At 59.8% G+C, this 25,005-nt stretch carries 27 protein-coding genes and 1 pseudogene; 15 read left to right on the forward strand and 13 right to left on the reverse strand.

The annotated features are described in order from the left end of the window. Positions 1–270: 270 nt before the first annotated feature. From H4W29_RS20740 to H4W29_RS20750, 3 genes are read right to left on the reverse strand one after another with little or no spacing between them, the layout of a single operon-like run. Entirely contained in the window at positions 271–585 is a 315-nt protein-coding gene (locus tag H4W29_RS20740) for a hypothetical protein (protein ID WP_192730600.1), read from the reverse strand. 15 nt (positions 586–600) lie between these two features. Then, complete coding sequence (locus H4W29_RS20745) at positions 601–1,260, reverse strand: L,D-transpeptidase (RefSeq protein WP_192730601.1); 660 nt, start codon at positions 1,258–1,260, stop codon at positions 601–603. Continuing rightward, positions 1,257–2,186 (reverse strand): ABC transporter substrate-binding protein, encoded by a 930-nt coding sequence (locus H4W29_RS20750; RefSeq protein ID WP_312872315.1) that lies wholly within the window; start codon positions 2,184–2,186, stop codon positions 1,257–1,259. The genes H4W29_RS20745 and H4W29_RS20750 overlap by 4 nt, the downstream gene beginning before the upstream one ends. Before the next feature lie 538 nt (positions 2,187–2,724). Between H4W29_RS20750 and H4W29_RS20755 the strand changes: the two genes are divergently transcribed. Then, a complete protein-coding gene (locus H4W29_RS20755; protein WP_192730603.1) occupies positions 2,725–3,510 on the forward strand; it encodes a YdcF family protein in 786 nt (261 codons plus the stop codon). A gap of 44 nt (positions 3,511–3,554) precedes the next feature. Here H4W29_RS20755 and H4W29_RS20760 read toward each other — a convergent pair whose 3' ends face one another. Continuing rightward, the gene (locus H4W29_RS20760; RefSeq protein WP_192730604.1) at positions 3,555–5,483 is read right to left on the reverse strand and encodes an adenylate/guanylate cyclase domain-containing protein; all 1,929 of its coding nucleotides are present in this window, start codon (positions 5,481–5,483) and stop codon (positions 3,555–3,557) included. A 232-nt stretch (positions 5,484–5,715) separates the two neighbouring features. Between H4W29_RS20760 and H4W29_RS20765 the strand changes: the two genes are divergently transcribed. The 7 genes from H4W29_RS20765 (at position 5,716) to H4W29_RS20795 (ending at position 10,512) form a co-directional block, all read left to right on the forward strand. Beyond that, positions 5,716–6,507 carry a glycosyltransferase family 25 protein gene (locus H4W29_RS20765; RefSeq protein ID WP_192730605.1) on the forward strand — a complete coding sequence of 264 codons (792 nt, stop codon included), beginning with the start codon at positions 5,716–5,718 and terminating at the stop codon, positions 6,505–6,507. Between the two features lie 462 nt (positions 6,508–6,969). Then, positions 6,970–8,157 carry an arabinose transporter gene (locus H4W29_RS20770; protein WP_192730606.1) on the forward strand — a complete coding sequence of 396 codons (1,188 nt, stop codon included), beginning with the start codon at positions 6,970–6,972 and terminating at the stop codon, positions 8,155–8,157. Positions 8,158–8,397: 240 nt separating this feature from the next. After that, positions 8,398–8,718: a hypothetical protein gene (locus tag H4W29_RS20775; RefSeq protein WP_192730607.1), complete on the forward strand. Its 321-nt coding sequence runs from the start codon at positions 8,398–8,400 to the stop codon at positions 8,716–8,718. Between the two features lie 165 nt (positions 8,719–8,883). Beyond that, positions 8,884–9,438, forward strand: coding sequence for an alpha/beta fold hydrolase (locus tag H4W29_RS20780; RefSeq protein WP_192730608.1), 555 nt, complete (start codon positions 8,884–8,886; stop codon positions 9,436–9,438). Between the two features lie 84 nt (positions 9,439–9,522). Continuing rightward, positions 9,523–9,720: a hypothetical protein gene (locus H4W29_RS20785; RefSeq protein ID WP_192730609.1), complete on the forward strand. Its 198-nt coding sequence runs from the start codon at positions 9,523–9,525 to the stop codon at positions 9,718–9,720. Continuing rightward, complete coding sequence (locus H4W29_RS20790) at positions 9,717–10,034, forward strand: hypothetical protein (RefSeq protein ID WP_192730610.1); 318 nt, start codon at positions 9,717–9,719, stop codon at positions 10,032–10,034. The genes H4W29_RS20785 and H4W29_RS20790 overlap by 4 nt, the downstream gene beginning before the upstream one ends. Before the next feature lie 190 nt (positions 10,035–10,224). Next, entirely contained in the window at positions 10,225–10,512 is a 288-nt protein-coding gene (locus H4W29_RS20795) for a hypothetical protein (protein WP_192730611.1), read from the forward strand. A 103-nt stretch (positions 10,513–10,615) separates the two neighbouring features. On the opposite strand, the gene H4W29_RS20800 is transcribed toward H4W29_RS20795, so the two are convergent. Both H4W29_RS20800 and H4W29_RS20805 read right to left on the reverse strand, forming a co-directional pair. After that, positions 10,616–11,506 (reverse strand): MBL fold metallo-hydrolase, encoded by an 891-nt coding sequence (locus tag H4W29_RS20800; RefSeq protein ID WP_192730808.1) that lies wholly within the window; start codon positions 11,504–11,506, stop codon positions 10,616–10,618. A gap of 102 nt (positions 11,507–11,608) precedes the next feature. Beyond that, a complete protein-coding gene (locus H4W29_RS20805; protein WP_192730612.1) occupies positions 11,609–12,418 on the reverse strand; it encodes an SDR family NAD(P)-dependent oxidoreductase in 810 nt (269 codons plus the stop codon). Positions 12,419–12,466: 48 nt separating this feature from the next. Between H4W29_RS20805 and H4W29_RS20810 the strand changes: the two genes are divergently transcribed. After that, positions 12,467–12,835, forward strand: a complete 369-nt coding sequence (locus H4W29_RS20810; RefSeq protein ID WP_192730613.1) for a winged helix-turn-helix transcriptional regulator — start codon at positions 12,467–12,469, stop codon at positions 12,833–12,835. 325 nt (positions 12,836–13,160) lie between these two features. Here the strand turns inward: H4W29_RS20810 and H4W29_RS20815 are convergent, their stop codons facing one another. After that, positions 13,161–13,373, reverse strand: a complete 213-nt coding sequence (locus H4W29_RS20815; RefSeq protein WP_007818490.1) for a cold-shock protein — start codon at positions 13,371–13,373, stop codon at positions 13,161–13,163. 755 nt (positions 13,374–14,128) lie between these two features. Between H4W29_RS20815 and H4W29_RS20820 the strand changes: the two genes are divergently transcribed. The 4 genes from H4W29_RS20820 to H4W29_RS20835 all read left to right on the forward strand — a co-directional run bounded on the left by H4W29_RS20820 (position 14,129) and on the right by H4W29_RS20835 (position 16,922). Continuing rightward, entirely contained in the window at positions 14,129–14,734 is a 606-nt protein-coding gene (locus tag H4W29_RS20820; RefSeq protein ID WP_210332345.1) for a J domain-containing protein, read from the forward strand. A 193-nt stretch (positions 14,735–14,927) separates the two neighbouring features. Continuing rightward, positions 14,928–15,422 (forward strand): hypothetical protein, encoded by a 495-nt coding sequence (locus H4W29_RS20825; protein ID WP_192730614.1) that lies wholly within the window; start codon positions 14,928–14,930, stop codon positions 15,420–15,422. Further along, the gene (locus tag H4W29_RS20830; RefSeq protein ID WP_192730615.1) at positions 15,422–16,264 is read left to right on the forward strand and encodes a dCTP deaminase; all 843 of its coding nucleotides are present in this window, start codon (positions 15,422–15,424) and stop codon (positions 16,262–16,264) included. Before H4W29_RS20825 ends, H4W29_RS20830 begins: the two co-directional genes overlap by 1 nt. Next, entirely contained in the window at positions 16,242–16,922 is a 681-nt protein-coding gene (locus tag H4W29_RS20835) for a uracil-DNA glycosylase (RefSeq protein ID WP_192730616.1), read from the forward strand. The genes H4W29_RS20830 and H4W29_RS20835 overlap by 23 nt, the downstream gene beginning before the upstream one ends. 96 nt (positions 16,923–17,018) lie before the next feature. Here the strand turns inward: H4W29_RS20835 and H4W29_RS20840 are convergent, their stop codons facing one another. Further along, complete coding sequence (locus tag H4W29_RS20840) at positions 17,019–17,537, reverse strand: arsenate reductase ArsC (RefSeq protein ID WP_192730617.1); 519 nt, start codon at positions 17,535–17,537, stop codon at positions 17,019–17,021. A 431-nt stretch (positions 17,538–17,968) separates the two neighbouring features. Here H4W29_RS20840 and H4W29_RS20845 point away from each other — a divergent pair, with 431 nt between their 5' ends. Continuing rightward, positions 17,969–18,295: a hypothetical protein gene (locus tag H4W29_RS20845; protein ID WP_192730618.1), complete on the forward strand. Its 327-nt coding sequence runs from the start codon at positions 17,969–17,971 to the stop codon at positions 18,293–18,295. Between the two features lie 453 nt (positions 18,296–18,748). After that, positions 18,749–19,357 carry an exonuclease domain-containing protein gene (locus tag H4W29_RS20850; protein ID WP_192730619.1) on the forward strand — a complete coding sequence of 203 codons (609 nt, stop codon included), beginning with the start codon at positions 18,749–18,751 and terminating at the stop codon, positions 19,355–19,357. A gap of 2 nt (positions 19,358–19,359) precedes the next feature. Here H4W29_RS20850 and H4W29_RS20855 read toward each other — a convergent pair whose 3' ends face one another. From H4W29_RS20855 to H4W29_RS20875, 5 genes and pseudogenes are all read right to left on the reverse strand, one after another. Beyond that, positions 19,360–19,752, reverse strand: coding sequence for a GNAT family N-acetyltransferase (locus tag H4W29_RS20855; protein WP_192730620.1), 393 nt, complete (start codon positions 19,750–19,752; stop codon positions 19,360–19,362). A gap of 64 nt (positions 19,753–19,816) precedes the next feature. Beyond that, a pseudogene (locus H4W29_RS20860) lies at positions 19,817–20,154 on the reverse strand (MFS transporter); the annotation flags it as partial. A gap of 32 nt (positions 20,155–20,186) precedes the next feature. After that, entirely contained in the window at positions 20,187–21,179 is a 993-nt protein-coding gene (locus H4W29_RS20865; protein WP_246517271.1) for a DUF1444 domain-containing protein, read from the reverse strand. A gap of 11 nt (positions 21,180–21,190) precedes the next feature. Further along, the gene (locus H4W29_RS20870) at positions 21,191–22,150 is read right to left on the reverse strand and encodes a hypothetical protein (protein ID WP_192730621.1); all 960 of its coding nucleotides are present in this window, start codon (positions 22,148–22,150) and stop codon (positions 21,191–21,193) included. A gap of 488 nt (positions 22,151–22,638) precedes the next feature. Continuing rightward, the gene (locus H4W29_RS20875; RefSeq protein WP_192730622.1) at positions 22,639–24,612 is read right to left on the reverse strand and encodes a Shedu immune nuclease family protein; all 1,974 of its coding nucleotides are present in this window, start codon (positions 24,610–24,612) and stop codon (positions 22,639–22,641) included. Positions 24,613–25,005: the final 393 nt, after the last annotated feature.

The raw sequence follows: 25,005 nt of genomic DNA on the forward strand, positions 1-25,005 counted from the left end.
TTCGGCGAGGTCGAATAGCGGCGCCGGCCAGTTGGTTAGGTTTCTTGAATAGCGGCAGAGCCACCCCCCTCTGTCCTGCCGGACATCTCCCCCACAGGTGGGGAGATCGGCTGGGAGCGCCGGTTTCCCCAAACAAGTGCCGTTGCAAACTACACGACGTCAGCGATGGGCGAAGGTCATGCCACTTGTCGATCTCCACCCTTGTGGGGGAGATGTCCGGCAGGACAGAGGGGGGTGCCCCACGGACGAGCAGCCCGGTTGTCCTCACACTCACACTGCCTGAACGCTTCTCACCACGCCCGTGCGGTCGATGACGCAGGCGAACTTGCGGCCGGAGGCGTCGAGATCGACGCTGAAGCCGCCGGCTTCGACAGGGCGCGAACTCGTCGGCAGGATTTTTGCCCTGTCGAGACCGGCCTGTTTGGCGACAGCATCGGCGCAGAGCAGTTGCAGGTCGGCGGGCGCGGTCTCCACCGCCGTGCGCGACATCTGGTCGGGCGGCGGGGACGACTGGCAGGCGGCAAGTGCCGATAGCGAGCAAAGAAGCAGGGCCGGGAGCGGCTGGCTCTTCAAGAACATGCGCATTCTAATTCCCCCGTTTCAGACGCCCTTGTAGAGGGCCGCGCCCTGCATCAGGACGATAACCTTGGCGCCGACCTTTATCCGCGAGTGCAGATCGATGATGTCGTCATTGTTCATGCGAATGCAGCCCGAGGATACGTCGAGGCCGATCGACCAGGATTCAGGCGTGCCATGGATGCGATAGATCGTGTCGGCATCGCCCGCATAGAGATAGAGGGCGCGGGCGCCGAGCGGATTGTCCGGGCCGCCGGGCTGGCCGGCCGCCCATTTGGCGGCATTCGGGTCGCGGGCCACCATTTCGGCGGGCGGGGTCCAGGTCGGCCATTCGGCGGTACGGCCCACACGCACGATGCCGGCCCAGCCGAAGCCTTCGCGACCGACCCCGATGCCGTAGCGGATCGCCTGGCCTCCGGGCTGCACGAGATAGAGAAAATGCTGGTTGCCGTCGATGATGATGGTGCCCGGCTCCTCCGCCGTGCGGAAGGTCACGACCTGCCGGCGGAAGGCATCCGGAACCTGCTTGTTGCGGGCGAAATATTTGCGCGCCGTGTTCTTGTCGTAGTCGACCCATTTCCGCGTCTTGGAATCGTAGATCTGCGTGCCGGCCGCATGAGCGACATAGGCGGCGAAACCAAGCGCGAGTGCGGCGAGGGCGGCTTTCTGCAATGTCCGGCTCATGGCTTTGCCCATCCCTCAATGCGGGCGGCATTCTTAGCCACCCATTTTTCCGCATAGTCGGCAGGCGGCTGGCGCTCCACCTGCAGCGCATAGGTCATGGCAGTCACTTCCTCAGGCGTCAGATCGACCTTCTCCAGAAAGGCGGCGACATCGGCATGTTTGGCGCCGAAGGACGTCGACCAGGCGATGTGGAATTCCGATGGCGGCCAGGCGACATCGGCCTTCGAATGTTCGATCCAGAGCGGATCGCTGCCGGGTGCGATCTTCCATCGTGCGGGGTCGTAAGCCGGCTCTTCCAGCCGCGTCACCTTGTGCAGTTCGAAGACATTGTGCGGCGCGTAGCAGGCAAAGACCATCGGCCGGCCGGTCGCGACGGCGGCATCGACGGCTGCCATGCCGACATCCTCTTCCGCCTCCACCAGCGTCAGGTTCCTGGCGTAACCGTAGCTCAAGGCACGCACCCGCTCGATGCTCGCCGATGTCCAGGTCGCGGCACCGATCCAGAGCTCGCCGCGGCCATCGCCATCGGTGTCCAGCAGGGCGCCTTTTTCAGGGTCTGAGAGGTCCTTGACACTTTTGATGCCGGCCTTTTCGGCATCCTCGGTGGCGCAGAGGCCCTGCCAGGCGGCAACCGCGCGTTTTGCCAGAGTTACCGCCTTCTTCTCATCGACATATTTTTCGATTGCCGCATCGAGGTTCGGCCGCCAGACCTCGGGGTGGATATCGAGCTCGCCGCTCTCAAGCCCGGCAAAGGCGTTGAGCTCGCCCATTTCGCGCAGTTCGGCCGCAAGGCCGAAGTTCTTGCTGATCGCGACCTTCAGGATATTGGCGGTTGCCTGTCCCGACGGCCAGTTCGGCACGGCGATGACGAGATCGGCGGCATGGACGTTGTGAGTGGCGCCCGACGCTATGAATATGGATGCCATCGCAGCAAGCATGGCTCTCGCATGAAAGCCATGCCGTTGTGGATTCTCTTCCTGACGATGTCTCACAGAGACCCCTCCGGTTCCGCTCCCCAGCCGGTTGAAGTCCTAAACACATTACGCGCATGCCGGGGAAGTACGTTACCGTAAACGCCGCCGTAAATTCATGCGGCGAAGGTGACGTGGAATGAGGGGATGCAGGCTGTCGGTGCGCTCTGCGGCACCCGCTCTGTCCCGCCGGACTGCCGGGGTCGAGCCGCGGGTCTCGCCCCGTCCTTCGGACCCCGCAGGGTGGAGATTGGCACGCGGCGTGCTCCGCAAGCCACCCCAACGTTTTGCCGAACTCCAACGCTGATTGTTTGGGGAAACCATCGCGTCTAACCGATCTCCCCACCTGTGGGGGAGATGCCCGGCAGGGCAGAGGAGGTGCCGCATGGCACATACTTTCTCTCGTCACGGCTGTCTTGCCTCAAGTTCCAGCTTGCCCCGAATCCGCGAATAAGGTTTCGTGGCCGCGTTTCAGCAGGACCCCAGCTCGCCCATGTTTGTCTTCGCCAAGATTTTCTGGATCGTTTCCCAGCCGGTGACGATCTTCTTCCTCCTGATGGCGCTCAGCGTGCTTCTCATGTTCTTTTCCTTCCGGCGGCTCGCCATCGCGGCCGGGCTCCTGTCGCTGGTGCTCATCTTTGTAAGCTTTTACACCACATCAGGTGCGCTGATCGTGCAGGAACTGGAGGATCGCTTTCCACGGCCGGCCGCACCTGCCGATGTCGCCTGCATTGTCCTGCTCGGCGGCGGGATCGCGACAAAAGTCGATGGCGTGCGCGGTGGCTACAACCTGGATGACGCGGCTGATCGCTATATCGAAACGGTGCGGCTGGCTGGCGTCTATCCCAATGCCATGATCGTCATGTCCGGCGGCGATGGCAGTCTCGGCGGCGGTCGCGTCAAGGAAGCGGATGTCATCCGCAGGATGTTCGACGATTTCCATATCGACCCGGCCCGTGTCGAATATGACGGGGAGTCGCGCGATACTTATGAGAACGCCATCAATACAAGGGTGATCTTGCAGCGGCTGAACCTCGACCACTGCCTGCTCGTGACATCGGGTTTCCACATGCCGCGGGCGGTGGCAATCTTCCGCAATCTCGGCATGAACGTGACGCCCTGGGTCGCCGATTACCGTACGACCGGAGAACAGGGCCTCACGCTCTCGGTCGGCCATCCGATTGACAATGCCGACCTTTTGACCACGGGCCTGCGGGAATGGATCGGCATCGTCGCCTATTATTTCGCTGGCCGCGTCTCGACCCTTTATCCGCAGTGAGGGCAGGCGGCTTGCGCCTCGTAAGTGCGTTGCAAAGGGCTGTTCTATGGCTGTCCGGGAGAGTTCGCCTTCTCCGCCTCGCATTCCGGCAGTCGCACAGGTTTGGCGAGTTTCGCCAGCGCTTCGGGCTTGGCGCAAACAGGGAAGCCGGCTAACGGCATCGTCTCTATGAATCGACTGCGCTCTATGACGCTTAGGCCGGGTTCATTGATCATGCCCTCTACAGTCAGGTCCGGGTGTTGCTTGAGAGCTTCTTGAGCCGAGGCATTGGCCTCATCGGTTCGACCCAATGCCGCGAGGGAACTGCTGCGCACCACCCAGGTCCACTTCTGGTAGCTGTCAGGCGTCATGCGCTCCAGCATCTTCACCGCGTCCTCATACCGGCCCGCCATGAAATAGGCAGGCGAGAAGAAGTTGGACGTCCACATCGGATAGTTCGGGTCGAGCCGCATGACTTGGTCGACCATTTGAGCGCCGCGTTCGGGTTCGCCGAAGCGTGCTGCATAGCCGGTATAGAAAGTCAGGATTTCGGACGAACCCGGAGCCAGGCGAAGGGCCGTGTCCAGCTCGGATTTGGCGCGGCCCATGTCGCCCTTGTTGGCAAGGCTCATTCCAAACACCGCATGTGCTTCAGCGTCGCTCGGATCAAGCTGTACAGCGCGTTCGGCCACATCGTCAGCCGCCTTGCGGTTGCTCTCGGGATCGACACCAAACAAACTCAATATTTCATGAGCATGGTAAAGTTCTACCCAGGCCCGTGCCAGCCCCGGGTCCAGCTCGATGGCACGGTTGAGAAAGGTAATGGCGTCCTCCTCATCGGCTTTGGTGAGCTTTTCAATCTTCTCGGACCCGAGCAGATAATAATCATAGGCATTCAGGTTTTCAGGCCGTTTGCGCTTGGCCGCAGCCCGCCCGGCCGCCTGAATCAGTCCCACTCCGCCGCCGAGGCGGTTGGCGACCTGCTCGGCGATTTCGGTCTGAACGGCAAACACGTCCTCGGCGGGCCGGTCCCAGTTCTCAGACCAGAGATGATGGCCGGTTTTTGCATCGATCAACTGTGCTGTTATCCGTACCCGGCCGCTCTGCCGTTGGATCGAGCCTTCCAGCACAAAGCCGACATGGAGCGCAGTTGCGACCTGTCGGGCATCCACCGGCTTGCCTTTGTAAACTTCCGTCGAATTGCGCGCCACCACCTCGAATTCGGGAAAGCGCGCGAGGTCGGTGATGATATCCTCCGTCAGGCCATCGGCCAGACGCCCGCTGGCCTCGTCGCCGCCAAAATTGTCGAAGGGCAGGACCGCCACCGACGGCTTGCCGCTCAAAGGTTCGGGCTGCAAGAACCACCAGACCCCGCCGCCCGCCAGTGCAAGTGCCACGATCGCCGCCGCAGCCGTCCCGGCCCAATGCGGTATCATTCCGAGTAGCGGGCGACGCGCCCGTTTGCCGTGGAGCCTCAGCCGATACATCCGCACCGGACGGCTGATGTTCTTGACCTGCTGCTCGCCGGCGAAATCGAGCGGCCAGTCTAGTTTGCCCTGGAGGTGATCGTATGCCGTCCCCGACACCATCACGCCGCCAGGCTCCGCCAATTGTTCCAGCCGCGCGGCGACATTCACCCCATCCCCATAGAGATCGCCATCCACCAAGGCTACGTCGCCCAGATTGATCCCGACGCGGAATATGATGCGCTCAGGCTCCGGCAGGTCGGCGTTGCGCGCCGCTACGGCATTCTGAAACTCTGCGGCGCAGGCAACCGCATCGACCACGCTATCGAAGGCGACGAGCGCGCCGTCGCCCATCAGCTTGATAACGGTGCCATGGCGCTCAGATATGGCGGGATTGATCAGGTCGGCGCGGATGGCCTTCAGTCGCCTGATGGTGCCGGCCTCATCGGCCTCCATCGCCTTCGAGTAGCCTACCATATCCGCCGCCAGGATCGCGAGCAGCTTCCGGTCGAGTGCGGGGGTACTCATCGTCGTTGCCTTGCATGAACATGCAACAGTGCTGGCAGTCTACACCCAGCGAAGCACCGCAACCAGCACACCACCAAAATGGTAAGTCTGCTTGTCGCCAAGCAGCCGCGAACTCGCTTCGGCCAGTGGATCTGCTGGCGAATTCCGCGCTTTTGCTCGCTTCGGAACATAGCTATATGCTTGCGCTGACATGGCAGGCATCTGGGCAGGCATAGGGCGCCAGGGAGTTCACTTGAGAATATTGATCATCAGCCGCAAGGCGGAGGAGGTTCGGCGGAGCTTCCAGATCCGGCAGATGGCCGCGCTCGGCCTGTCCTTCGAGTTTCTCGACGCATTCGAAGCTGCCGATCTCACCGCCGAGGAATGCCAGACGGCTGCCAGCAACTGGCCGAGCCCGACGCGCCGGCAGGACATCGGCTGCTTCCTGTCCCACCGCAAGGCCTGGGAGACGGTTGTAGAGCATGGCGCGAAGATGCTCATCCTCGAAGACGATGCGGTGCTGTCGGACGATATTGCCGCCGTCCTCGCCAATATCGAAGCCCGCGAGGATGCCTGGAACAGCGTCTACGACCTCGAATTCGCCCCGCGGCGCCATATCCTCAACCGCAAGCGCGCATGGCAGGATGAGGCCGGCCGTTTTGGCGCGACCCGTGTCTATCAGAACCGCGTGGGGCTGGCAGGCTATGTCATCGGCCCCGAGGCGGCAAAACGCATGCTAGCCGAAACCACCACCTATTCGCTGATCGATGCGCATTTCTGGCACCGCTCCTGGCTCGCCGCCTACCAGATCGAGCCGGCACCCGTCATCCAGCAGCGGTTTCTGGAGGATGAGGCCGAGAGCGCCGATTTCGTGCGCCCGGAAAAGGACCTGGTCTTCCTGCCGCTCAGCAAGGTGCGCAAGCAGTTGCGCCGGCTGGAGCTAGAGAGCATCAAGGCGAGAAACCTCATCGTCGGCCTGTTCGTGGGGCGGAAGCGGGATGTTCTCGTCGATCGCTCCAGGTTCAATGCGGGTGCGGTGAAATAGGTTTAGGTGGTTGGGTGAGGGTGCGGATATTTGGCGTGGTGCGGAGGGGTACCCCCCTCTGTCCTGCCGGACATCTCCCCCACAGGTGGGGAGATCGATTCGTGGCGCTACCTCCGCGCATTTCTAACGTTGCGCCGTTTGCAACGCTAATTGTTTGGGGAAGCCAGCGCGCCCAGCCAATCTCCCCACCTGTGGGGGAGATGCCCGGCAGGGCAGAGGGGGGTGTCCCACGGCATGCCGTCTCCAATCTTTACCATCGCCTTCTCTCAGATATCCCGCGAGGAGCGAGCGCCAACACCCTTCTGATCCACCGTTGACACACGCCCACCCATCCCGTATCTCCCGTCTTACGCCAGTCCGCTGGCCGTAAGCGTTTGACGTCAAGCAACGCACTTATCGATCCTCGCCGGTCGGAGTGCGTTTTTTTGTGCCCGTCGACGAGGGAACAGCCAGGAGGTTTTCATGGCTTTCCGTCTTACCGGTGATCGCGAGCAGGCAAGGCTTTACCTGCTCACCGCGATCCTCTTCATCTCCTATCTCTGCGTTGCAATCGCGCTTCCGGTCGTGCCGGTCTTCGTGACAGGCGCGCTTGGTCTCGGCAATGGCTGGGCGGGCCTCGGCGTCGGCATTGCCTTTCTCGCCACCATCCTTACCCGCGGCTATGCCGGCGGGCTTGCCGATGGCAGGGGCGCCGAGCTTGCCGTGCAGCGTGGCCTCATCTTCTATGTGGCGGGCGCGCTGATTTCGCCCGCAGCCGGGCTTGCGCTGCAGGCTCCGGCTGCGGCCTTCGCCATTCTCGTAGCCGGGCGGCTTTCGATCGGGCTCGGCGAAGGCCTTGTTGCCGTCGGCGTCATTGCCTGGGGCATCGGGCTCGTCGGGCCGCAGCGTTCCGGCCGGGTGCTGGCGCTCATCGGCGCGGCGATCTACGGCGCTCTTGGGCTTGGCGGGCCTGTTGGACTGCTGCTGCTCGATCATCTCGGCTTTGCCGGCACGATGGCCGTCAGCGCCGTACTGCCCTTGCTGGGGCTTGCCGCGATCCGCAGCGTGCCCGCCGTTGCCGCCCATCCGGGCAGGGAGCGCCCGCCGCTTGCCGCCGTCATTGGCCGCATCTGGGTGCATGGGTTGATCGTCTGCCTGCAGGGCATGGGCTTTGCGGCAATCGGGTCCTTCTTCACGCTCTATTTCCGGGATCTTGGCTGGGATCATGCCGGCCTGGGGCTCACCGCCTTCGGCTGCGGCTTCGTGCTCGTGCGCCTCGTCTTCGGCCATCTGCCGGATCGCTATGGCGGGCTTTCGGTCGCCGTCGTGTCGCTGGCGGTCGAAGCCATCGGCCAGTTGCTGATCTGGAGTGCCGGCGATCCGACCGTCGCCCTGATCGGTGCCTTCATGACTGGCCTCGGCTGCTCGATGATCTTTCCCGCCATGGGGCGTGAAGTCGTGCATCTCGTGGCACCGCATCTGCGCGGCACGGCGCTTGGCGGCTTCTCGGCTTTTCAGGATCTGGCTTACGGGCTGACCGGGCCGCTGGCTGGCGTGCTGGCAGATCGGGCAGGCTATGGCAGCGTGTTTCTCGTCGGCGGGGCGACGGCGGTTTGCGGGTTTGTGATCGCTGTCGCGTTGAGGCGAGGGAAGGTGGTTGCTGCGGGGTGATGCGCCGGATTGGGGTGCATAGATAAGTGGGAGTGCCGTAGGCGCCCCTCCGTTCTGCCGGGTCGAGCCATGGGTCTCGACCCGTCCTGGCCGGTCCTCGATATCCCCCGGTTAAGCCAACGGGCAGTGGAGACGGCTCGTACCGATGCGCCCCTCTATCGCTCCTATCTCCATGGTTGTATAATTCCGCCAGCAAACGAGTATCGTGTATTCAAAGTCGTTACCCAAGGGGAGGATGCCTTGTCCAGATCATCGTTGTTTCTGTCGCTCGCGCTGGCTGTCGGCCTGTCGATCCCAACAATTTCCGTGCCGACGGAAGCAAGCGCGCAGGCCCAGATCTCCATCAGCGTCGGCACCAATCTCAACAGCGGCAGAGGGATTACCTGCAGTCAGGGCGAGAGGCTGCTCCGTAACCGCGGGTTCAGGGACGTCAGGCGGATCGACTGCCGTGGTCGCTTCTTCGTCTATCATGCCCGGAGAGGCAACAGCCGGTTCGAGATCTCCATACGGCAGCGCGATGGCCGCGTTGTGGATATGCGCCGCATCAGTAGAAGGTGGTAGTGCAGGGAAGATGTGCCCTGAACGCCGCCGCCAGGGTTGGTGGCCTCTGCCGGCGAATTCCGCACTCGTCGATCTCCCTCCTTGAGGGCGAAGGACGGGCCGAGACCCTTGCCCTGTTCCGGCAACGACCCATCTCCCTGACGGTCACAACCGGGAACATCATCCATGCCAACACAGATCCTCTTCATCCAGGGCGCCGGCGAAACCACCCACGATGAGTGGGACAACAAGCTCGTCGACAGCCTCGCCCGCGAACTCGGCGAGGCCTATTCTATCCGCTATCCCCGCATGCCCGATGAAGCGGACCCGCATTATCAGGCCTGGAAAGCCGCTATTGGTACCGAGTTCCAGACGCTCGAAGACGGGGCCATCCTGATCGGCCATTCCTTCGGCGGCACGGTGCTTCTCCACGCGCTTGCAGAAGAATGGCCGGCATTCGAGCCCGGCGCCGTCATCCTCATCGCGCCGCCTTTCATGGGTGCCGGCGGATGGGAGAGCGATGAGATCGCCAGGCGCGACGACTTTTCCGAAAGCCTGCCGGAGGGGTTGCCCGTGCTCATCTATCACGGCAGCGAGGATGACACCGTGCCCTTTGCCCATATCGAGGCTTACGCCAGGGCAATCCCGGATGCCGTCCTCTGCTCGCTGCCGGGGCGCGATCACCAGCTCGACAATGATCTCGCCGACGTGGCCAAGGATATACGCTCGCTGGCCGTATAGTCCCTCCGGCCCATTCCATCACTCAACCATTGGCATCGCATCCTCCTGCATCGCTGAAATCTAAGCCGATGCAGGAGTTGCCGCATGATGTCTGACTATTCCGGAACGAGGGACGAAGCACCGGTGGCGGGGCAGGCGGCTCGCCGTCTCGTTGCCAGCGGCATGCTCCAGCCGCTTGGCGGCCTCCTGCTTGCCGCTGGCTTCGTGATCTCGCTCGCCGGCCGCCATGAGGGTCAGCTGATCCGCGCCGAGAGGATCCATCAGGAGGCGATCGGCCGATGAACGCCTTCAGTCTGCGGTTCGATTTCGACGAGCTCGTGATCTCTATCCTCGGCCGGAACGATAACGGCCTGCTGCTGTACGGCTTCGCCGAACTTGTGGGCGATCATGAGGGGTTCAGCGTCGAGGCCATCCATCTTGCCGAGGGCACGGTACTGCGCCCGGCCGGCAATGCCGAATCCGGCAGGCCAGCACCCTTTGCCGACGAACTCTTCCGGCGTATCGCCGCCGTTATCGAGAATGATAAGACGGTTCTCGGCCGCCACGCGGCAATGGAATGGGCCGAGCTGGTGGAGCATCACGGCGAGGCGGCCTGAGCGCCGTATTCTCGCGCACCGATGTGGAGAACCGGCCTTGCCTTGGTCCGCTTTGGCGCTTTCCGGATCGTTGAAAAGTGTCGTCCGATATGGATCGTGATCGAAGATAGGAATAATTTCCTTGATTGTTGACGATGATGGCGGGTACAACTTTATGATGACAGCGAGGTCCAGACAGGGAGATTTTTGCATGCAGGCCTGCCCGCTCCCAGGGAGCGATGATACGGAGCTCGTCCTGCTCTGCGGCGAGTTGCACGAAGCGGCAAGACTTGCGGAACGGCGCCTGGATGCGATGCCCGATTATGCCGATACGGCGCAGGAGGCGGCCGCCATCGAGGAGATTCTGCAGCCCGGAGAGGCGATCGCCGACCGGATGCTGCGTCTGCGGGCGGTGACATCCGAAGGCGTCGAGGCGCGGCTGCGTGCCGGGCTCTGGAAGCGGGGGGAGTATATCGGTGCCTATCGCGGTGGGCGTTAACAGGGGAGGGCGCTCCGCTATTATCAGGCAGATTCTGCCAATGAGAGCTTTCGGGCCTTTGCGGACTGCTCCGTTTCGTGCCGCCTATGCCCGAATTGAGAGCTCACGGCTCAATGAAGTCCATTCCTGCCAGCCGGGCAGCGACAGCCGCGTCCAGATTCGATTTATGGCAGTTCCGGTAGAAGGCCCGCGTCTCCTCGGGCATGCCAACAGGAAAAGTGACGAAGTCCTCAATCCTGCAGCCAGGCTGCTCGTTCAGGGCATCCTGGGCCAAAAGGCTCTCCGGCAATCGCGCGACCGCGTCCCTCAGATTTTCAAAATATGCGATGTTGCGCTCGACTATCGAAGGGTCGGCGGTTTGGCCATGTGCGAGAATGACGTAACGCGGCAGCAGGTCGCGGATTTTCCTGAGCGACAGGCAAAGGTTGCGAAGATCATCAGGCGATCGGCTCCAGACTTCCGGGATAGGGTGTTCGACTGCATCGACGGCCAGGCAGACCTGAAGCTCCGGTATCCAGACCGCAACATGGTCGGGCGTGTGTCCGGGCGTATGCAGCAGTTCCAGCGTCAGATCCCCTCCGTGCAGCGTCATGCTTTCGCCTGAGAAGCTGGCCGTCGGCATTACGATTTCAACGTCGCGGAAGCGTGATTCCTGTGATCTCTTTTCGGCAAGTGTTTGCTGGGCGGATGGATCGCGCAGTCTCTCGATCGCCTTGTCGTGAGCAATGATCGGCACATGAATGTCGATTGCCAGGTTGCCCCAGAAATGGTCCCAGTCCATGTGGGAATTGATCACGACAAGGGGACGATCGTGAATTCGGTCGGCAAGCAGTTCCATCGCACGCGCACAAAGGCTCGGCGTGGCCAGCGTGTCCACGAGGACGTTGAACCGCTCGGTGCGTACGAAGACGCAGTCGACCTCATCACCCGCCCGGACCACGACGATCCGCTCATCGAGGCCAGGATAGGAGCTCAGTTCGACATCGATAGCCATCATAATGCCCTTGAACTTACCAACTCGGGAGAAGCGTCTCACGGCCCCGCCGATAGTATCAATGACCGCAATTGACGCAAACCGATATCCGGCCCTCCAGCGTCAGATCGCCGGCAGCATGCCGCCATCGACCCTGAGATTGACGCCGGTGATATAGCCGGCCCGCGGGCTGACGAGGAAGGAGACGGCGTCGGCGATCTCTTCCAGCGTCCCCACCCGGCCAAGCGGCACCTCGGCGAAAAGCGGCAGCACCGCCTGCTCGATCGTCTCCCATCCGGCATCAGCAGCCACGCCGCGCTCAGCAGCCACCTCACGGAAACGGGCGTCCAGGCGGGCGCTGCGGATCGTGCCTGGCGAAATCGTGTTGACGGTCACGCCCTCGGCTGCCACCGCCTTGGCCATGGAAGAGGTCATGGCGTTCATCGCGGCCTTGCAGGCGGAATAATCAGGCCTGCCGGCAGGCGGCATCAGGCCGGCGAGGCTGGAAATATTGATGATGCGGCCGAAGCCTGCCTTGCGCATGTCAGGCAACAGCCTTGTGGTTACCCTGACGGCAGCCAGAACGTTGCGGTCGTAGGCTGCGGCCCAGGTGGCAGGACGGCTGTTCGCCCAGTCCTCCGGCTCGCCCGAGCCGCCGGCATTGTTGACGAGGATGTCGATCCGGCCGGCAAGCGCCTGTACCTCGTCGATCAGGCGCTCCACCTCGTTATCGACGGTGAGGTCGCCTGTTACCGCATGGGCGCGGCCGCCTTCGGCAGTGATCTCGCCGGCCACGTGCTCCGTTTCAGCCCTGTTGCGGCCGTGGACGATGACGATGGCCTTCTCGCTGGCAAGCCCTCTGGCGATCGCTTCGCCTATGCCCTTGCTGCTGCCGGTGACGAGCGCCGTTTTGCCGTCGAGTTTCAAATCCATTGCGGTCTTCCTATCTCGGAGTGGAGGAAAACACAGAAGAACAGGACGATGCTCGACACAATTACGCACTTAAAAGTGCCTGTAGAACAGAAAGACCGCTCCGTCTGCCTCGGGCCTGACGGTTCCGTCGCGCATGTGGCGCGGGTCATGCGGATGATCAGCGGGCGATGGAAGCTGCCGATCCTGTTCCGGCTCTCTGCCGAGCCCTTCATGCGCACGCTGCAGCTGAAGCGGGATATGCCGGGCATTTCGCAGAAGATGCTGACCCAGCATTTGCGGGAGCTGGAGCAGGACGGGCTTATCGAGCGGCGGGATTTCGGCGAGCAGCCGCCGCGCGTGGAATATCGGCTGACGGGGGCGGGCAGGGCGCTGATGCCGGTGCTGATGGCGGCGCGGGAATTTTCGCGGGGTAACTGACCGGCGGCTAGCTTATCCGCGTTCGAGCCGTACACGTCGAATAGGCGGCCCCTCATCCGACCCTTCGGGCCACCTGACCGGGGTCGAGCCACGGGTCTCGACCCGTCCTTCGGACCCCCGCTGGGTAGAAGGGGTTTTGCCGCACCGTTTCCGCACTCTCAAAGGCGTCGCAGGCCACGTCCCCTCTACCCAGCGGGGAGAGGGCTAGGGTGAGGGGGCTCCGGGGGGAGACAAATATGATAAGCCCCTCGAACCCCACAAAAACAAAAACGGCGCCCCTTGCGGAGCGCCGTCGCCTGCCGAAGCAGAAAGACCTGAAGTCAGATCAGAAGGCCTGGATGTTGACGGCCTTCGGGCCCTTGCCCATGCGATCCGGCTCGGTGTCGAAAGAAACCTGCTGGCCTTCGCGGAGCGACTGGATGCCAGAAGCCTGGAGAGCGGAGATGTGGACGAAAACGTCCTTCGCGCCGCCTTCCGGCGTGATGAAACCAAAACCCTTGTCCTGGTTGAAGAATTTTACGGTGCCCTTGGTGGCCATGGGGGATAGTCCTTTTCCCATTGGTAGTTAGTTTATCCGCACCCCCGGCGGTGGGGAGGCGGACGGCTTTAGCTTTCGCGTTTCGGCCCTGGAGCCCGGCGCGAAGGGTCAGTCGAGACGTCACGTACGGGGAAAGAACATCTACGCGCATGGGTGTCACCCATACCGCCCTACCGGAATTGGCGCTCCGAAAGGGCATTACCACTTCAGTCCAGTCACCGGCATGCGAAATGCCCGAGTGTTGCAGTTGGTGCCAGCATTTCGGGCAAAAAGCAAGCGGCAATATTGTGGCATGTCTTTCGCGGTTGCGAGAATGGATGACGATTCAAATGGTTGGCAGAGTGTTAGTATCGGCTGACGAACCTGTGTCATTGCGGGACACAGGTCAGATTTGCAACTTTGACGCAGTGCAATACTACCTCTGGACTACGTCTGACTACTTCAGGCCGAGCAATGCTGGGGCTCGGTCACCGAGACCGCAGCGCACTCTGTGGTATAGTTTGCGATGGCACCGGACGCGTGACGGCGAAGGGTATAGACGGTATAGACCGGTCTTCCACCAACCACACGAAGAGAAAACGTATGCCGTTAACCCTTCACCTGTGGGAAAATCTGCCCCGTTCCACAATTTCGTCCCGAGCGGCCGCAATTATGGCAGGGTGTTTCGGGGCTTGATGCGGCGTCCGCCTGCGGTTACGTCTCGGAGGGACGAAGCAGTGAATGAAGGAAGTGCCGGCGTGATCGATCCCTATGCCATGCTTGGACTGGAGCGCGACGCCAGTGGCGAGGCGATCAGGCTTGCCTGGCGCAAGGCCGCCAAGGGGGCGCATCCGGATGCCGGCGGCGACACCGATCATTTCAACCGGCTGCAGATCGCCTACGAACTCCTGCAGGATCCCGTGCGCCGGCGCGTCTACGACGATACCGGTTATGATCCGCAGCTGGCAGACCCCAAGGATCTCGAAGGCGTGCTGATGCTGGAATCGCTCGTCAACGAGGTGATCCTCGACGAGCGTGAACCCGGCAGCTTCGACCCCGTCGCCGCCATGCGCCGCAAACTGTCCGACGACATCGTCAAGAGCCGCTTCCACATCCTGGAGCTCGAACGCCATCGCGCCCGCGTGCGCAAACATATAGACCGCCTCGGCCGCCGCCCGGAAACCGACGTGCTCGGCTCCATGCTGCGCGCCCGCAGCGAAGCCATCGCCGACGCCATCCGCAAGACAGAAAAGCAGATCGAGACGATCGAGCATACCTATACGATGCTCGAGGGCTACTCGTATGAGGTGGAGGTTCTGGCCCCGCTGGAAGAGGTGGAGATGGATGTCGCGGAGCCGCAGCGGGGGGAAGCTGCGGAGTAGGGTATTAGGTTGTTGAAGAACGGGCCTGCCTGCCTTGTTGCCTGTCGATTGCGGGCCATGGGGAAATTTTTCTCCCAACCGATGGCGAGTAAAAGTGCTAAATTGTGGATTATGGAGTTTTTGCCTGTCAATCTACGGGCAAGCTTCTTAGCTACCCTATGATGGCCTAAACGAGTCGAATTGGGAGGCGAGAATGCGAGAGCTTAATTTTAAAGACCTCCAAGTAGCTCAGCAGTACCATGACATGCATAACCATCTTGAGATTCTCTCTCTCCATAAGATGGAACGCATGAAGCACTACGGTTTGCATTACGCGAAATATGTAGGACGTTTAGCTCGTGGAGTTAAGGAGCAAAAAACTCTGAAGGCGACGCTTGTTGATACGTTGCTCATTACTTTAAGCGCGGCTAACGCGCTAAATCAGCGTTTGAACTTAGATAGCAATTTAGATTCACCAGTTGGCGCCGATATTTTGACATTTGCAGATGCCGTGGGACGGTTCGCAGATGCTTGTGAAAAGATTGATCATTTGGAGAGTTTCAGAGAAATAGCTCTTGCGGCGAATTCAGACATCTTGGAGTGGGTCGTTAGATGCGCAGAAGTAAATGAGATCGATCTTATGGCTGGGCTAAAAGAGCGGCGCGATATTCTTGCACATCGTCAAGCGTATCACCCTGAGAAAATTTGATGTTTTGGTCCGGAAAAAAGCTCTCTCAAGAAATCAACCGAATCTTCGACCCGCATCATCAGAGAAATATTGATTGCAATGCTTATACCTTGCATGTCGGCGATGAGGTTTATGTAAGTATCGATGGGAAGCCGCGTGACGAAAACGTCGCGAGAAAATTGACCGAGGGCGAACATTTCGTCATACCTCCCGGACAGTTTTGTTTTTTGCTGACGCAAGAAGTTCTCACAATACCTCACGACGCAATGGCGCTCATAAACGTCAAGAGCGGTATTAAATTATCCGGCTTAGTAAATGTAAGCGGCTTTCATGTGGATCCTGGATACCGGGGCAAATTGGTGATTTCGGTATTTAACGCAGGGCCTAAGCCAGTTGTTCTTAGTGAAGGGGAGCCTTGTTTTCTCATCTGGTTGGCTACCTTGGATGGGGAGGTGGATATAAAATATTCAAAAGGCTATGAATTGGGGTATATGCACATAACTCCAAAACTTGTTCAATCAATTCCTTCCATCAATACTTCCATTCACACAATTTCTGATGAATTGAAAGAACTGCGCAGTCGTGTTGAATTGGTTTTTGCAATTGTTTTAGGTGTCGGAATTCCTTTTTTTGTTGCCCTTCTTGTTGCTGTTTTGCAAGTTGTACTGGGGAAGTGGGTCGAGAAAGGTGAGCCTTTTGTTGACAAGAATGTAAATTCGTTTCTAATTTATATTGCAGCAATTTTTCCAATTTTATTTCTTTGTTACGTTTTCTATAAAATGTATACTAAACGCAGGGATTCGCGTGTCGTTATAAAGTATTTCCCGGAGAAGAGAAGAAATGATCGAATTCCGGGACGATGATCAATTCTTTAACAGTTTATTTGAGTTGGAACTAGATAGGGTATTTAACCCATACAAACACGTATGTAGCGTATACGACAGTTTGAGTTCGCCAGAGTGCCGCCGTAGGAATATTAAATTATTCTTCGAGGCTGCGAAAAGCGCAAAAGCTGAAACGGTTTGGGTTGGTCGCGATTTGGGTTATCGCGGTGGACGCAGAACGGGATTGCCTTTGACCGATGAGGGCAATCTAGGAAGACTTTCCGCTTTGATGAATGAAGGCGGATTTCAGCAGGCAACAAAAGGTGCGATTTTGCCAGAGCGAACAGCTAATGCCGTGTGGGATTTGTTAGCTAAAATCGATCGACCAATTTTTCTCTGGAACGTCTTCCCGTATCATCCGCATGGTCGAGAGTCGCAGATGGAAAATCGAAGCCATACTGCTCTCGAGCGTTCCCTCGGGATAGGCTTTCTCAGATATATTCTTGATATCTTAAAGCCGAACAGAATAATTTCCATTGGACGAGACGCTCAAGCAGCAGTCAGTTCTCTCGGCTTTGATTGCGTTTCGGTGCGCCATCCGAGCTACGGTGGTCAGACTGATTTTGCCAACGCTATTGCCCAATTATATGATTTTCCCTTGATCGGCAAAAATAACCTCCAGTTTGATCTATTCTAGTTTTCGGGAATAGTTCGTTCTTCGCTCGGTAGGAAGGGACAAGCCGCTGTCGGTATCTCACCGGCGATCCGTCTTCGACAGTGCTATAACCACCCTTCAACTCGCCATCGTCGTGCCCTCCATCGCGCCGATCTCATGCAGATGCGTTTGCAGCGCCAGCTTGTCGATCGAGGCGAGCGGCAGGCTGATGAAGGCCATGATGCGGTTCTTGAGGAAGCGGGCGGCTTGCACGAAGGCGCGGGCCTTGTCGGTTTCGTCGCCCTGGATTGTCATCGGATCCTCAATGCCCCAACGGGCGCTGACCGGATGGCCGATCCCGACGGGGCAGGCTTCGCCGGCGGCGGTATCGCAGACCGTGAAGATGAAATCCATTTCCGGTGCGCCCGGCTCGGCAAATTCGTCCCAGCTTTTCGAGCGGAAGCCCTCCGTCGGATAGCCGAGTGCGGCGAGTTCCTTCAGCGCCATCGGATTGACGGCGCCCGTCGGCTGGCTACCGGCCGAGAAGGCTCTGAAGCGGCCTTTGCCTTCCGTATTGAGGATGGATTCCGCCAGGATCGAACGGGGGGCATTGCGCGTGCATAAAAACAGCACGTTATAAACACGGTCAGCAGTCATTGCACTTCCTCCCCCCGGGTGCACTGCAGGCGGCGGACGTTTTGGCTGGCGCACAGATTTCCTCTGCCATCGCCCGTCACGACCGGCTTCTCAGCAGGCCCAGCATATCACAGAAGTCGAGGCCGGGCAGTTGCCGGCGCTGAGGGAATGCGGGACAGGGGCGCAGGAAAAAAGCCCGGCGGGGTTTTCCGGGCTTGAGGTCGAACGCGGGCGCGGCGGCTCGTTTCCGCTGCGCCTCTTTATTCGGCCTTTGCCCCTCTGGCCGTTTCGAATGAAGCGGCCACCGGCCGAACCGATTGAGGCGTAACATGGTGCTCGCTCGAAGATTGAAAAGGGGAATGGGAGCGCAGCAGGTTAAAATTGCCGGGAACAATCTCGCTTACGCACGGTTTGCTAGAGATCAGCAATTGAAGACTCTCAGGAGAAGACCAATGCGCATGAAAATTGTCGCAGCGTCGCTGCTCGCCCTCGGCATGGCCACATCGGCCTTCGCCCAGTCCAACCCGGCCCCGACACCCCACACGATGGACAAGAGCACCACCGATTCCGGCGGCGGCGCGGGCACGACTGCTAAGAAGCCGGTCGTTACGGACAAGACCACCACCGGCAGCACGAAAATGGGCAGCATGAAGTCGAACAAGGTCCGCTGCCCCGACCACGCCAGCAGCAGCGGCACCGGCCCCGGCAAGCTGCAGACCCAGGGCGGCACCAGCAATGCTACCCCGATGGACGAAGCCTGCGCGGCGCATAATAATTGATCCCACGGAGCCTGATACGGCGCCGGTCGAGGACGCTCGGTCATGATATGGCCGGGCGTTTTTTTGTGGGGTGGTTTGCCGTTCGCTCTCTCGGCTATGGGGAGGCCAAAGGCGAGGCTGTGCCGCGGGATACCCCCCTCTGTCCTGCCGGACATCTCCCCCACAAGGGTGGAGATCGGCCAGAGGCTTGACCTTCGCACATCATTGACGTCGTGCAGCTTGTGACGTCAATTGTTTGGGGAAACCAGCGCCCCCAGCCAATCTCCCCACCTGTGGGGGAGATGCTCGGCAGGGCAGAGGGGGTGCCCCACGGCACTTCGTTTCCGGCTCAATCGAATCGACCGTGCAAAAGCACGCGGCCAACCTCGCCACAACAATCCGTGACAGTGGCAACCCGAGAATATCCCGCTATGCTGCCCGCAACGCCGAAGCAGACCCTGGGAGAAACCGCGCGTGCCGCATATCTACATCGTCACCGATTGCGAATTCGACGGCCCGATACCGGGCACCCATTCGATGCTGTCCTTCGCCTCCGTCGCCGTTTCCGAAAGCGGCCAGATCCTTGGCGAGTTCGAGGCCGTGCTGGAGCCGCTCGAGGGCGCCGCGCGCGACCCGGTCACCACGGCCTTCTGGCAGGCGCATCCGCAAGCCTTTGCGGCCGCGACTGAAAACCCCGAGCCTGCCGCCGAAGTCATGGCCCGCTTCGTCACCTGGGTGAAGGCCTTCAAGGCCGAGCCGATCTTTGCCGCCCATCCCGTGGCGCTCGATGGCCCGTGGCTCGATCATTACCTGAAGCGCTTCACCGGCCGGCCGCTGTATCAGGGGCCGTGGATTGCCGATCGCCTGTTTCGTCATCCGCCGCTCTGCATCCTGTCGCTGGTGGCGGGGGCGACGGGGCGCAAGCCGTGGGAATGCGATATCGCCCACTATCCGCGCGAATGGCTGGGCAACGTGCCGCACACGCACCGCGCCATCGACGATGCGCGCGGCTATGCCAACCTGTTGCATTTCTTCCTGACCCGGCGCGAAGCCGGCGGCGGCTACCGGCCGCTTCTTTCCTGAATTCACGCCTCGACGAGCCGGATCAGCCCGGCCTGCGTCGGCCTGAAGCCGCAGGCGCGGTAAAAGCCCGCCAGATGCGGCTCGAAATCGACATGCAGCCATTGCGCACCGCGCTCGCGCGCCACCCGGGCCGCCTCCTGCACCAACGCCATGCCGATGCCCTGCCGGCGCATGTGGTGATGCACGCAGGTGTCGAGAATGAAGGCATGCCCGCCGCCATCCCAGGCGACATTGACGAAGCCCATCAGCCTGTTCTCGTGATAGGCGCCGATATGGGCAAGGCTGCGCGGCAGGATGCGGGCGAAATCCGGCGGCTGCACTCCACCCCAGCTGCTGGCCCAGAGCACGGCGAGTTCCTCATTCGAGGGGAAGGGGTCGATGCGGAGTTCTGACATGAAGTGGTCTCCGGGGCTGATCGATGGCGGTTCTGGCGACGCAGGCTATAGAAAATGCCGCTGCCTAGCCATGCGTCTGCACCGGCTCCGCGGCAATCGAAGCCGCTGGTGGCGCAAGCGCCTTGCTGAGCAGAATTGCGGCGGGCACGACCGCCCGATTGGAAAAGCGGATGGCGAAAAGGACGATGAACGTCTTCTGCGCGAGTGCCGCGACATTGACCGGGGCTGCCCGGTCCGTGCGCCGGGCCGCCGCCGAGATCGCCAGCGGATAGGCCGCGGAGCCGCCGACGCCTGTCAGGCCGAAGCCGTTGAGCGCGATGACGGGGTGCATGGCGGTCGCGACCATGCGAGGCCGATGGCCGCGATCGCGAAGGCGGCTGCGAAGAGATGCAGCGGTCGTGGCTGCGATGAAATCGGGGCGTCAGGCAGAGTCCTCACTCCGCTACCTCAAGCTTCCCATCCCGGCGCTCGAACACGAGATCCGAGAGGAAATCCGTCCCGCGCTCGCGCGCCATGCCGATCAGCCGCTGCGCCGTTCCCATGGCACCCGGCGCCTTCCTGTCAATCACCGCCACCTCGTCGCGCTGGCGCAGCATCAGCAGGGCGCCGTCGGGAAATGTCTTCTCCACCCGCGCCCAGAATTCCTCCGATAGTACGATCGCCGGCGTCAGCGGCGGGTTGTCGGGCAGGCGGTAGGCGATGATGCCGCCGTTCACCCGCTCTTCCTGCAGGCTGGCCATTTCTCTTGTTATATTCTGCCGCGCCGCCGCCCGCAGATCCTCCATCGAGTGCGCGCCGAGATCGGCCTGCGACAGGCCCATCAGGCTCTCGGGCGTATCGAGCTGGTAGACGATGCGTATATCGCCCGCCAGTGGTTCCGACAGCGTGGCCCAGTCCGGCGCGTCGCTGCCTTCAGGCGTGCGGAAGCGGATATTGGCGAAGACCCTGGCCATGTCGATCTCCGGCCGGCGCACCGCCACCAGAATGGTCTGCACTATGTTTTCTATCGCCGCCGCCCTGTCGAGATCGTTCTTCAGCGTGTAGAGCCGGCCATAGACATTGGTGACATTGGCCGTTCCATCCACCGTCCCGCCGCCGGCATCGACAAGCTTCACGCGCAGCACCGCCGGGTCGGCGGCATCGGCTGTGATCTCCTGCACCTCGGGCTCGCGTCGCAGGCGCTCGACGACGGCATCGCGCAGCTGGCCGATCGTTTCCGGCGGTTGCTCCTGCGCGGCCGCAGCCCCGCCCGGAAACCCGATCTTCGAAAGAAGGCTCTTGAACATGGTCTGGTGTCCCTGATCTCTGGTGTCGGTAAAACCTGCCGGCGCCAGCGCAAGGCAGGCCGAAAGACCCGCGATGCGCAGCGCAGTATTGATCCCTCCGGGACGGTGCGAGAGCTGCGCTATGCGTTCGAGCTTCGCCATGGCGCCGATCCTCACAAGGCGAGGCCGCGGCTGGCGAGCACGCTTTTGGCCGCCGTCACGCCCCATTCCTCGTCGAGATCCTGTCCCTGGAGTTCGGCATCGGCGACAGGCGTGGCGCGGATCAGCGGCACCGCGCCGAAGGGCAGGCCCTCGATGCGGCCCGGATCGCGGCTCAGCATGACGCGGGTCATCGGCCGGTAATCCTCCGTCAGCCGGCAGAAGAGAATGGCGCCGTGCTTCTCCACATCGCGCGCGACGCGATGGCCATCGGCCACGAGATCGCCGAGGCTGATCAGCAGGTTGCCCCAGGCAGCGACGCCCTCGGCATCCAGCGCGTTATCGGCAAATTCCATGAAGAGCTCGCATTCCACGCCGTTCTCGGGATCGGCAATGCCGGCCCAGGGGGTGGAAAGCCCGTCGGTGGCCAGCAGCAGCACCGCGCCGCCATCCGCGCCACGGCCACGGATCGACAGCACGCGCCGGTGCGGGCCGAACCATTTCGTCTGGTTGTAGCTGTTGGGCGCGCCGCGCTCGGCGGCAAAACCGGCATCGACCGCGCCGCGCTCCTGCCAGAAGGCGCGCCGTGCGGCGGCCGCCGCCTCATAGACGGGATCATCGACCCCGCGTGGCACGATCGACCGGTCAAAACTGGTCTCGAGCGTCACCTGACCGCGCATGAAGGGAATTTTCGGCTTCTTCCAGCGGATCACCACCTTGTTGAAACCGGGGCCATCGCCACCTTCGGCAGCGCCGGCTTCGAGCTTCTCGACGATCTCGCCGATCATGCTCAGGCTATCCGGCCTGCCTTCCTCCACATGCCCGCCGTCAGCATTGCGATAGCCGCCCGTGCGGGAGGAATGCCCCGCCTGCATCGTGGTCGCCTCCCATTCCCCACGCACCGCGCCCGCCGGCGGTTTGGCGAGAAGCTGAGACAGCTCGCGCATCGCATCATCGGTCGTATAGGCCGCCACGGTGTCGCTCCAGGGTGTGGTGGTGTGCCCGCGAAGGTGGGGCAGGGTGGAGTTAGGGCGGGGATGGTGGGAGGCAATGTAAGCTGGGTGGCTTTACTTGGGGTGGTTGTGGGTGAGGGATCTTGCTGCGGCCCCCATGCGGATGGCGCGAGCGTTCGCTGACGGGGCCGGTGGTGACGCCTTTGATGCTAATGGTGGCGACGCCGGAGATGCGACGGGCGACGAGGCGGATCTGGCCAGTTACGGATGCCGACAACGGAACGCGAGGGCAAACCCACCCCCCTCATCTCTGTGCTTGTCACAGAGATCCAGCCTGTCCAAGTCCTTGGGCAGGGGGAGACTTGTCGTAGGTCAATGAATCATTCGCCGCGCGGACGCGCGTCGGCTGGATTCCTGTGACATACACAGGAATGAGGGTGGAGAGGGCGGTGATCGTCGTCTCCACCGTATCTCACGGCAAGGCGTTGAAATTCCATAGTTGCGATCTTCTAAATCAGATCGCCAATAAGTACGTCGAAGAAAGCGCTGTTTCGCTTCTTCGCATCTGCGACGAGCTTACTGTAACCAAATATCTCCACAAAAGCGTCCCGCTTATCATGATATCTGTAGTAGCCTTGTTGATCCCAAGTTGCATCAAAATCGTGATCTTCGATAACGTCGAGCAGTGTTGGCTCAACATCGGCAACTATATAGGAGTATATCCTAGTGCCAGTCGGGACATTCAAACGAGTACCACTCGATGTGATAAGGCTTCTTTCTTGTCTTATCTTACCGATTGTCTCAAAGACCTGCTGAATGGGATCACGTTTTACATCCCCAAATTTATAGTCGTTCCTGCCCGGCCTCTTAAATTCAACAAGAACAAGCGAGTTTAGATCGCTGTCATTGAGAACAGCGCATTCGTCAAACATAATTAGGTCCGCAACTTTGTCGCCTGCTTGTCGACGTCCACCATGGATAGTTCTGTCACTGGAAATGTAAGATACAAATGCCAGACGCTCATCCAGCATCCAGAGATTATGTTGATAAAACTTGGTATTTTCGCTGTCGCTGTGACGCGGATACACAATGTCGTGAATGACGTCCTCTAAGCTTGTTGTTCCCTCGGGGTCTTGGACCCCAATAATTTTCTCCGCTAGGTCAATTACTGTACGACGATGTACAACGTACGAAGCCAATGCTTCTTTGTTTTCCTGCTCTATATGAGCAAGAATTTCCTCTCTAGCGCTTTTTAATGACTCGTAATCTTTGGTCTTTTCTTTGAGTTCTCTTTCCCATCTACCTTGATCACGGAAGCGTTTAAGCGCCAGATCCGAAACAAACTGCTCTGGCCCCCAATTCATCGGTTTAGATCGCACATACTCTGCGACGTTTTGGGTCAACGCCGTTCGAAGTAGCGGATTTCGCATGAAGACAGTTGAGAGGCTCTTAGCTTGATCACCTCTGCGTTGTTCGCGATACGCACCCTGTTTATCGAGAACTAGTTGACTGACGTGGTTCGCAATCTCGTCTATTTCGTCTTCGCTCGCTTCAATATCAGTTCGCGCAGTGTTGGCGCGGACATTGAGAAATTCGCCGCTTACGCTGGCGACGACAACACGGCTCCTACCATCTTCACCAACGAAGTGAGACGTTCCAATTTTGCCCTCGATACTACGACCACTTCCGATAATTCGATCGTCTGCGAATAAAAGCATCGCGTGGCGGGGGAACAATGTCCCTTTCTCTGAAAGCGAAATTCCAATTTCAAATTCGTGCAGCTGCCCATCAATCTCGATTTGTTCAATTACTGTTTCTTGAGAAGTAAATAGCTTTCGAAATCTCTCATCGGGGTCATGTCCGATGCCGTCAATGAATATCTCTAATTTAGGCATTCGACCTGAAATAAAATATGGCAGGAAATATCTTATAATACGATCAATTATTTGTTCGTCGCTTAGCGTGGATGCGACAGCTTGGAAAGTCTCCTTTGCTGCAGACAGATTTATGCAGCAACCATAATCCTCAAGAGGTGTCGTAAATAATTCTATAAACGATATCTCTTTGTTCTTTGAATTTATATCAAATCTAAAAGCAAAAGCTTCGTCTTGAGATTTTCCAACGTGCCTTGATTGATACAATACATCATCAAAAACTTTGAACGATATAAATCTACCAAATCCTTTTCCGCCCTTCTTTAGTTTTTGACCGGTGAATGGCGTCCTAAATGATTCCATACTAGAATCATTTAATCCTGACCCGTTATCTTTTACAACAATACTCGCAGGGTCTTTGTTTACCTCGATGTGGATCCGACCGCGATCAACGTGATCTGCGCCAAATCTATCGGAAAAAGAATGATAGGAATTAGATATGCTTTCGAACATTGGCAGCAAGAAATTGTCGGCGTTTGGGCGCAAATTTGTCCTAGCTACTACGGCAATCATATCGGCGGGATTGAGCGCAAGATTCGATAATGTCATGGAATTTTTGTCCGGCAACTAACATAGGCATAATTGCATCATATGGTTGTATTGCTAAGTCAAGGACAAAACTGCGAAAATACCAATTGAGTGGGGAGTTGTACCAGTCAGCTATCGTCCGCACGTCGTCGCTAACACCCCTAATAATGCGCCCAAACCTTCCGCACCGGCATCCCCACACACGCCGCCACCGCCCGATCCTGTTCCTCGGTCGTATCCGCCGTCTCCGGATTCCGCACCTCCAGCGCGAACCGCCCGAACCCAGCCGGCCAGACATATCGCAGATGGTTCAATGACACCGACTTGTCGCAGCAAGGCCTCGGTATTGAGATTCTTGAACCCGCGGGCATAAGCCGCATCCATTGCACGACCCCACCAATCCCCGGCGTCCGC

Origin of the sequence: Rhizobium viscosum, assembly GCF_014873945.1 — a bacterium.
GTDB lineage: Bacteria > Pseudomonadota > Alphaproteobacteria > Rhizobiales > Rhizobiaceae > Rhizobium > Rhizobium viscosum.

Coding starts and splice junctions, on each gene's coding strand:
- H4W29_RS20740 (WP_192730600.1), bottom strand. CDS start 585: ATGCGCATGTTCTTGAAGAGCCAGCCGCTCCCGGCCCTGCTTCTTTGC.
- H4W29_RS20745 (WP_192730601.1), bottom strand. CDS start 1,260: ATGAGCCGGACATTGCAGAAAGCCGCCCTCGCCGCACTCGCGCTTGGT.
- H4W29_RS20750 (WP_312872315.1), bottom strand. CDS start 2,186: ATGGCATCCATATTCATAGCGTCGGGCGCCACTCACAACGTCCATGCC.
- H4W29_RS20755 (WP_192730603.1), top strand. CDS start 2,725: ATGTTTGTCTTCGCCAAGATTTTCTGGATCGTTTCCCAGCCGGTGACG.
- H4W29_RS20760 (WP_192730604.1), bottom strand. CDS start 5,483: ATGAGTACCCCCGCACTCGACCGGAAGCTGCTCGCGATCCTGGCGGCG.
- H4W29_RS20770 (WP_192730606.1), top strand. CDS start 6,970: ATGGCTTTCCGTCTTACCGGTGATCGCGAGCAGGCAAGGCTTTACCTG.
- H4W29_RS20780 (WP_192730608.1), top strand. CDS start 8,884: ATGCCAACACAGATCCTCTTCATCCAGGGCGCCGGCGAAACCACCCAC.
- H4W29_RS20785 (WP_192730609.1), top strand. CDS start 9,523: ATGATGTCTGACTATTCCGGAACGAGGGACGAAGCACCGGTGGCGGGG.
- H4W29_RS20790 (WP_192730610.1), top strand. CDS start 9,717: ATGAACGCCTTCAGTCTGCGGTTCGATTTCGACGAGCTCGTGATCTCT.
- H4W29_RS20795 (WP_192730611.1), top strand. CDS start 10,225: ATGCAGGCCTGCCCGCTCCCAGGGAGCGATGATACGGAGCTCGTCCTG.
- H4W29_RS20800 (WP_192730808.1), bottom strand. CDS start 11,506: ATGGCTATCGATGTCGAACTGAGCTCCTATCCTGGCCTCGATGAGCGG.
- H4W29_RS20805 (WP_192730612.1), bottom strand. CDS start 12,418: ATGGATTTGAAACTCGACGGCAAAACGGCGCTCGTCACCGGCAGCAGC.
- H4W29_RS20810 (WP_192730613.1), top strand. CDS start 12,467: ATGCTCGACACAATTACGCACTTAAAAGTGCCTGTAGAACAGAAAGAC.
- H4W29_RS20815 (WP_007818490.1), bottom strand. CDS start 13,373: ATGGCCACCAAGGGCACCGTAAAATTCTTCAACCAGGACAAGGGTTTT.
- H4W29_RS20820 (WP_210332345.1), top strand. CDS start 14,129: ATGCTTGGACTGGAGCGCGACGCCAGTGGCGAGGCGATCAGGCTTGCC.
- H4W29_RS20825 (WP_192730614.1), top strand. CDS start 14,928: ATGCGAGAGCTTAATTTTAAAGACCTCCAAGTAGCTCAGCAGTACCAT.
- H4W29_RS20830 (WP_192730615.1), top strand. CDS start 15,422: ATGTTTTGGTCCGGAAAAAAGCTCTCTCAAGAAATCAACCGAATCTTC.
- H4W29_RS20835 (WP_192730616.1), top strand. CDS start 16,242: ATGATCGAATTCCGGGACGATGATCAATTCTTTAACAGTTTATTTGAG.
- H4W29_RS20840 (WP_192730617.1), bottom strand. CDS start 17,537: ATGACTGCTGACCGTGTTTATAACGTGCTGTTTTTATGCACGCGCAAT.
- H4W29_RS20845 (WP_192730618.1), top strand. CDS start 17,969: ATGCGCATGAAAATTGTCGCAGCGTCGCTGCTCGCCCTCGGCATGGCC.
- H4W29_RS20855 (WP_192730620.1), bottom strand. CDS start 19,752: ATGTCAGAACTCCGCATCGACCCCTTCCCCTCGAATGAGGAACTCGCC.
- H4W29_RS20865 (WP_246517271.1), bottom strand. CDS start 21,179: ATGGCGAAGCTCGAACGCATAGCGCAGCTCTCGCACCGTCCCGGAGGG.
- H4W29_RS20875 (WP_192730622.1), bottom strand. CDS start 24,612: ATGACATTATCGAATCTTGCGCTCAATCCCGCCGATATGATTGCCGTA.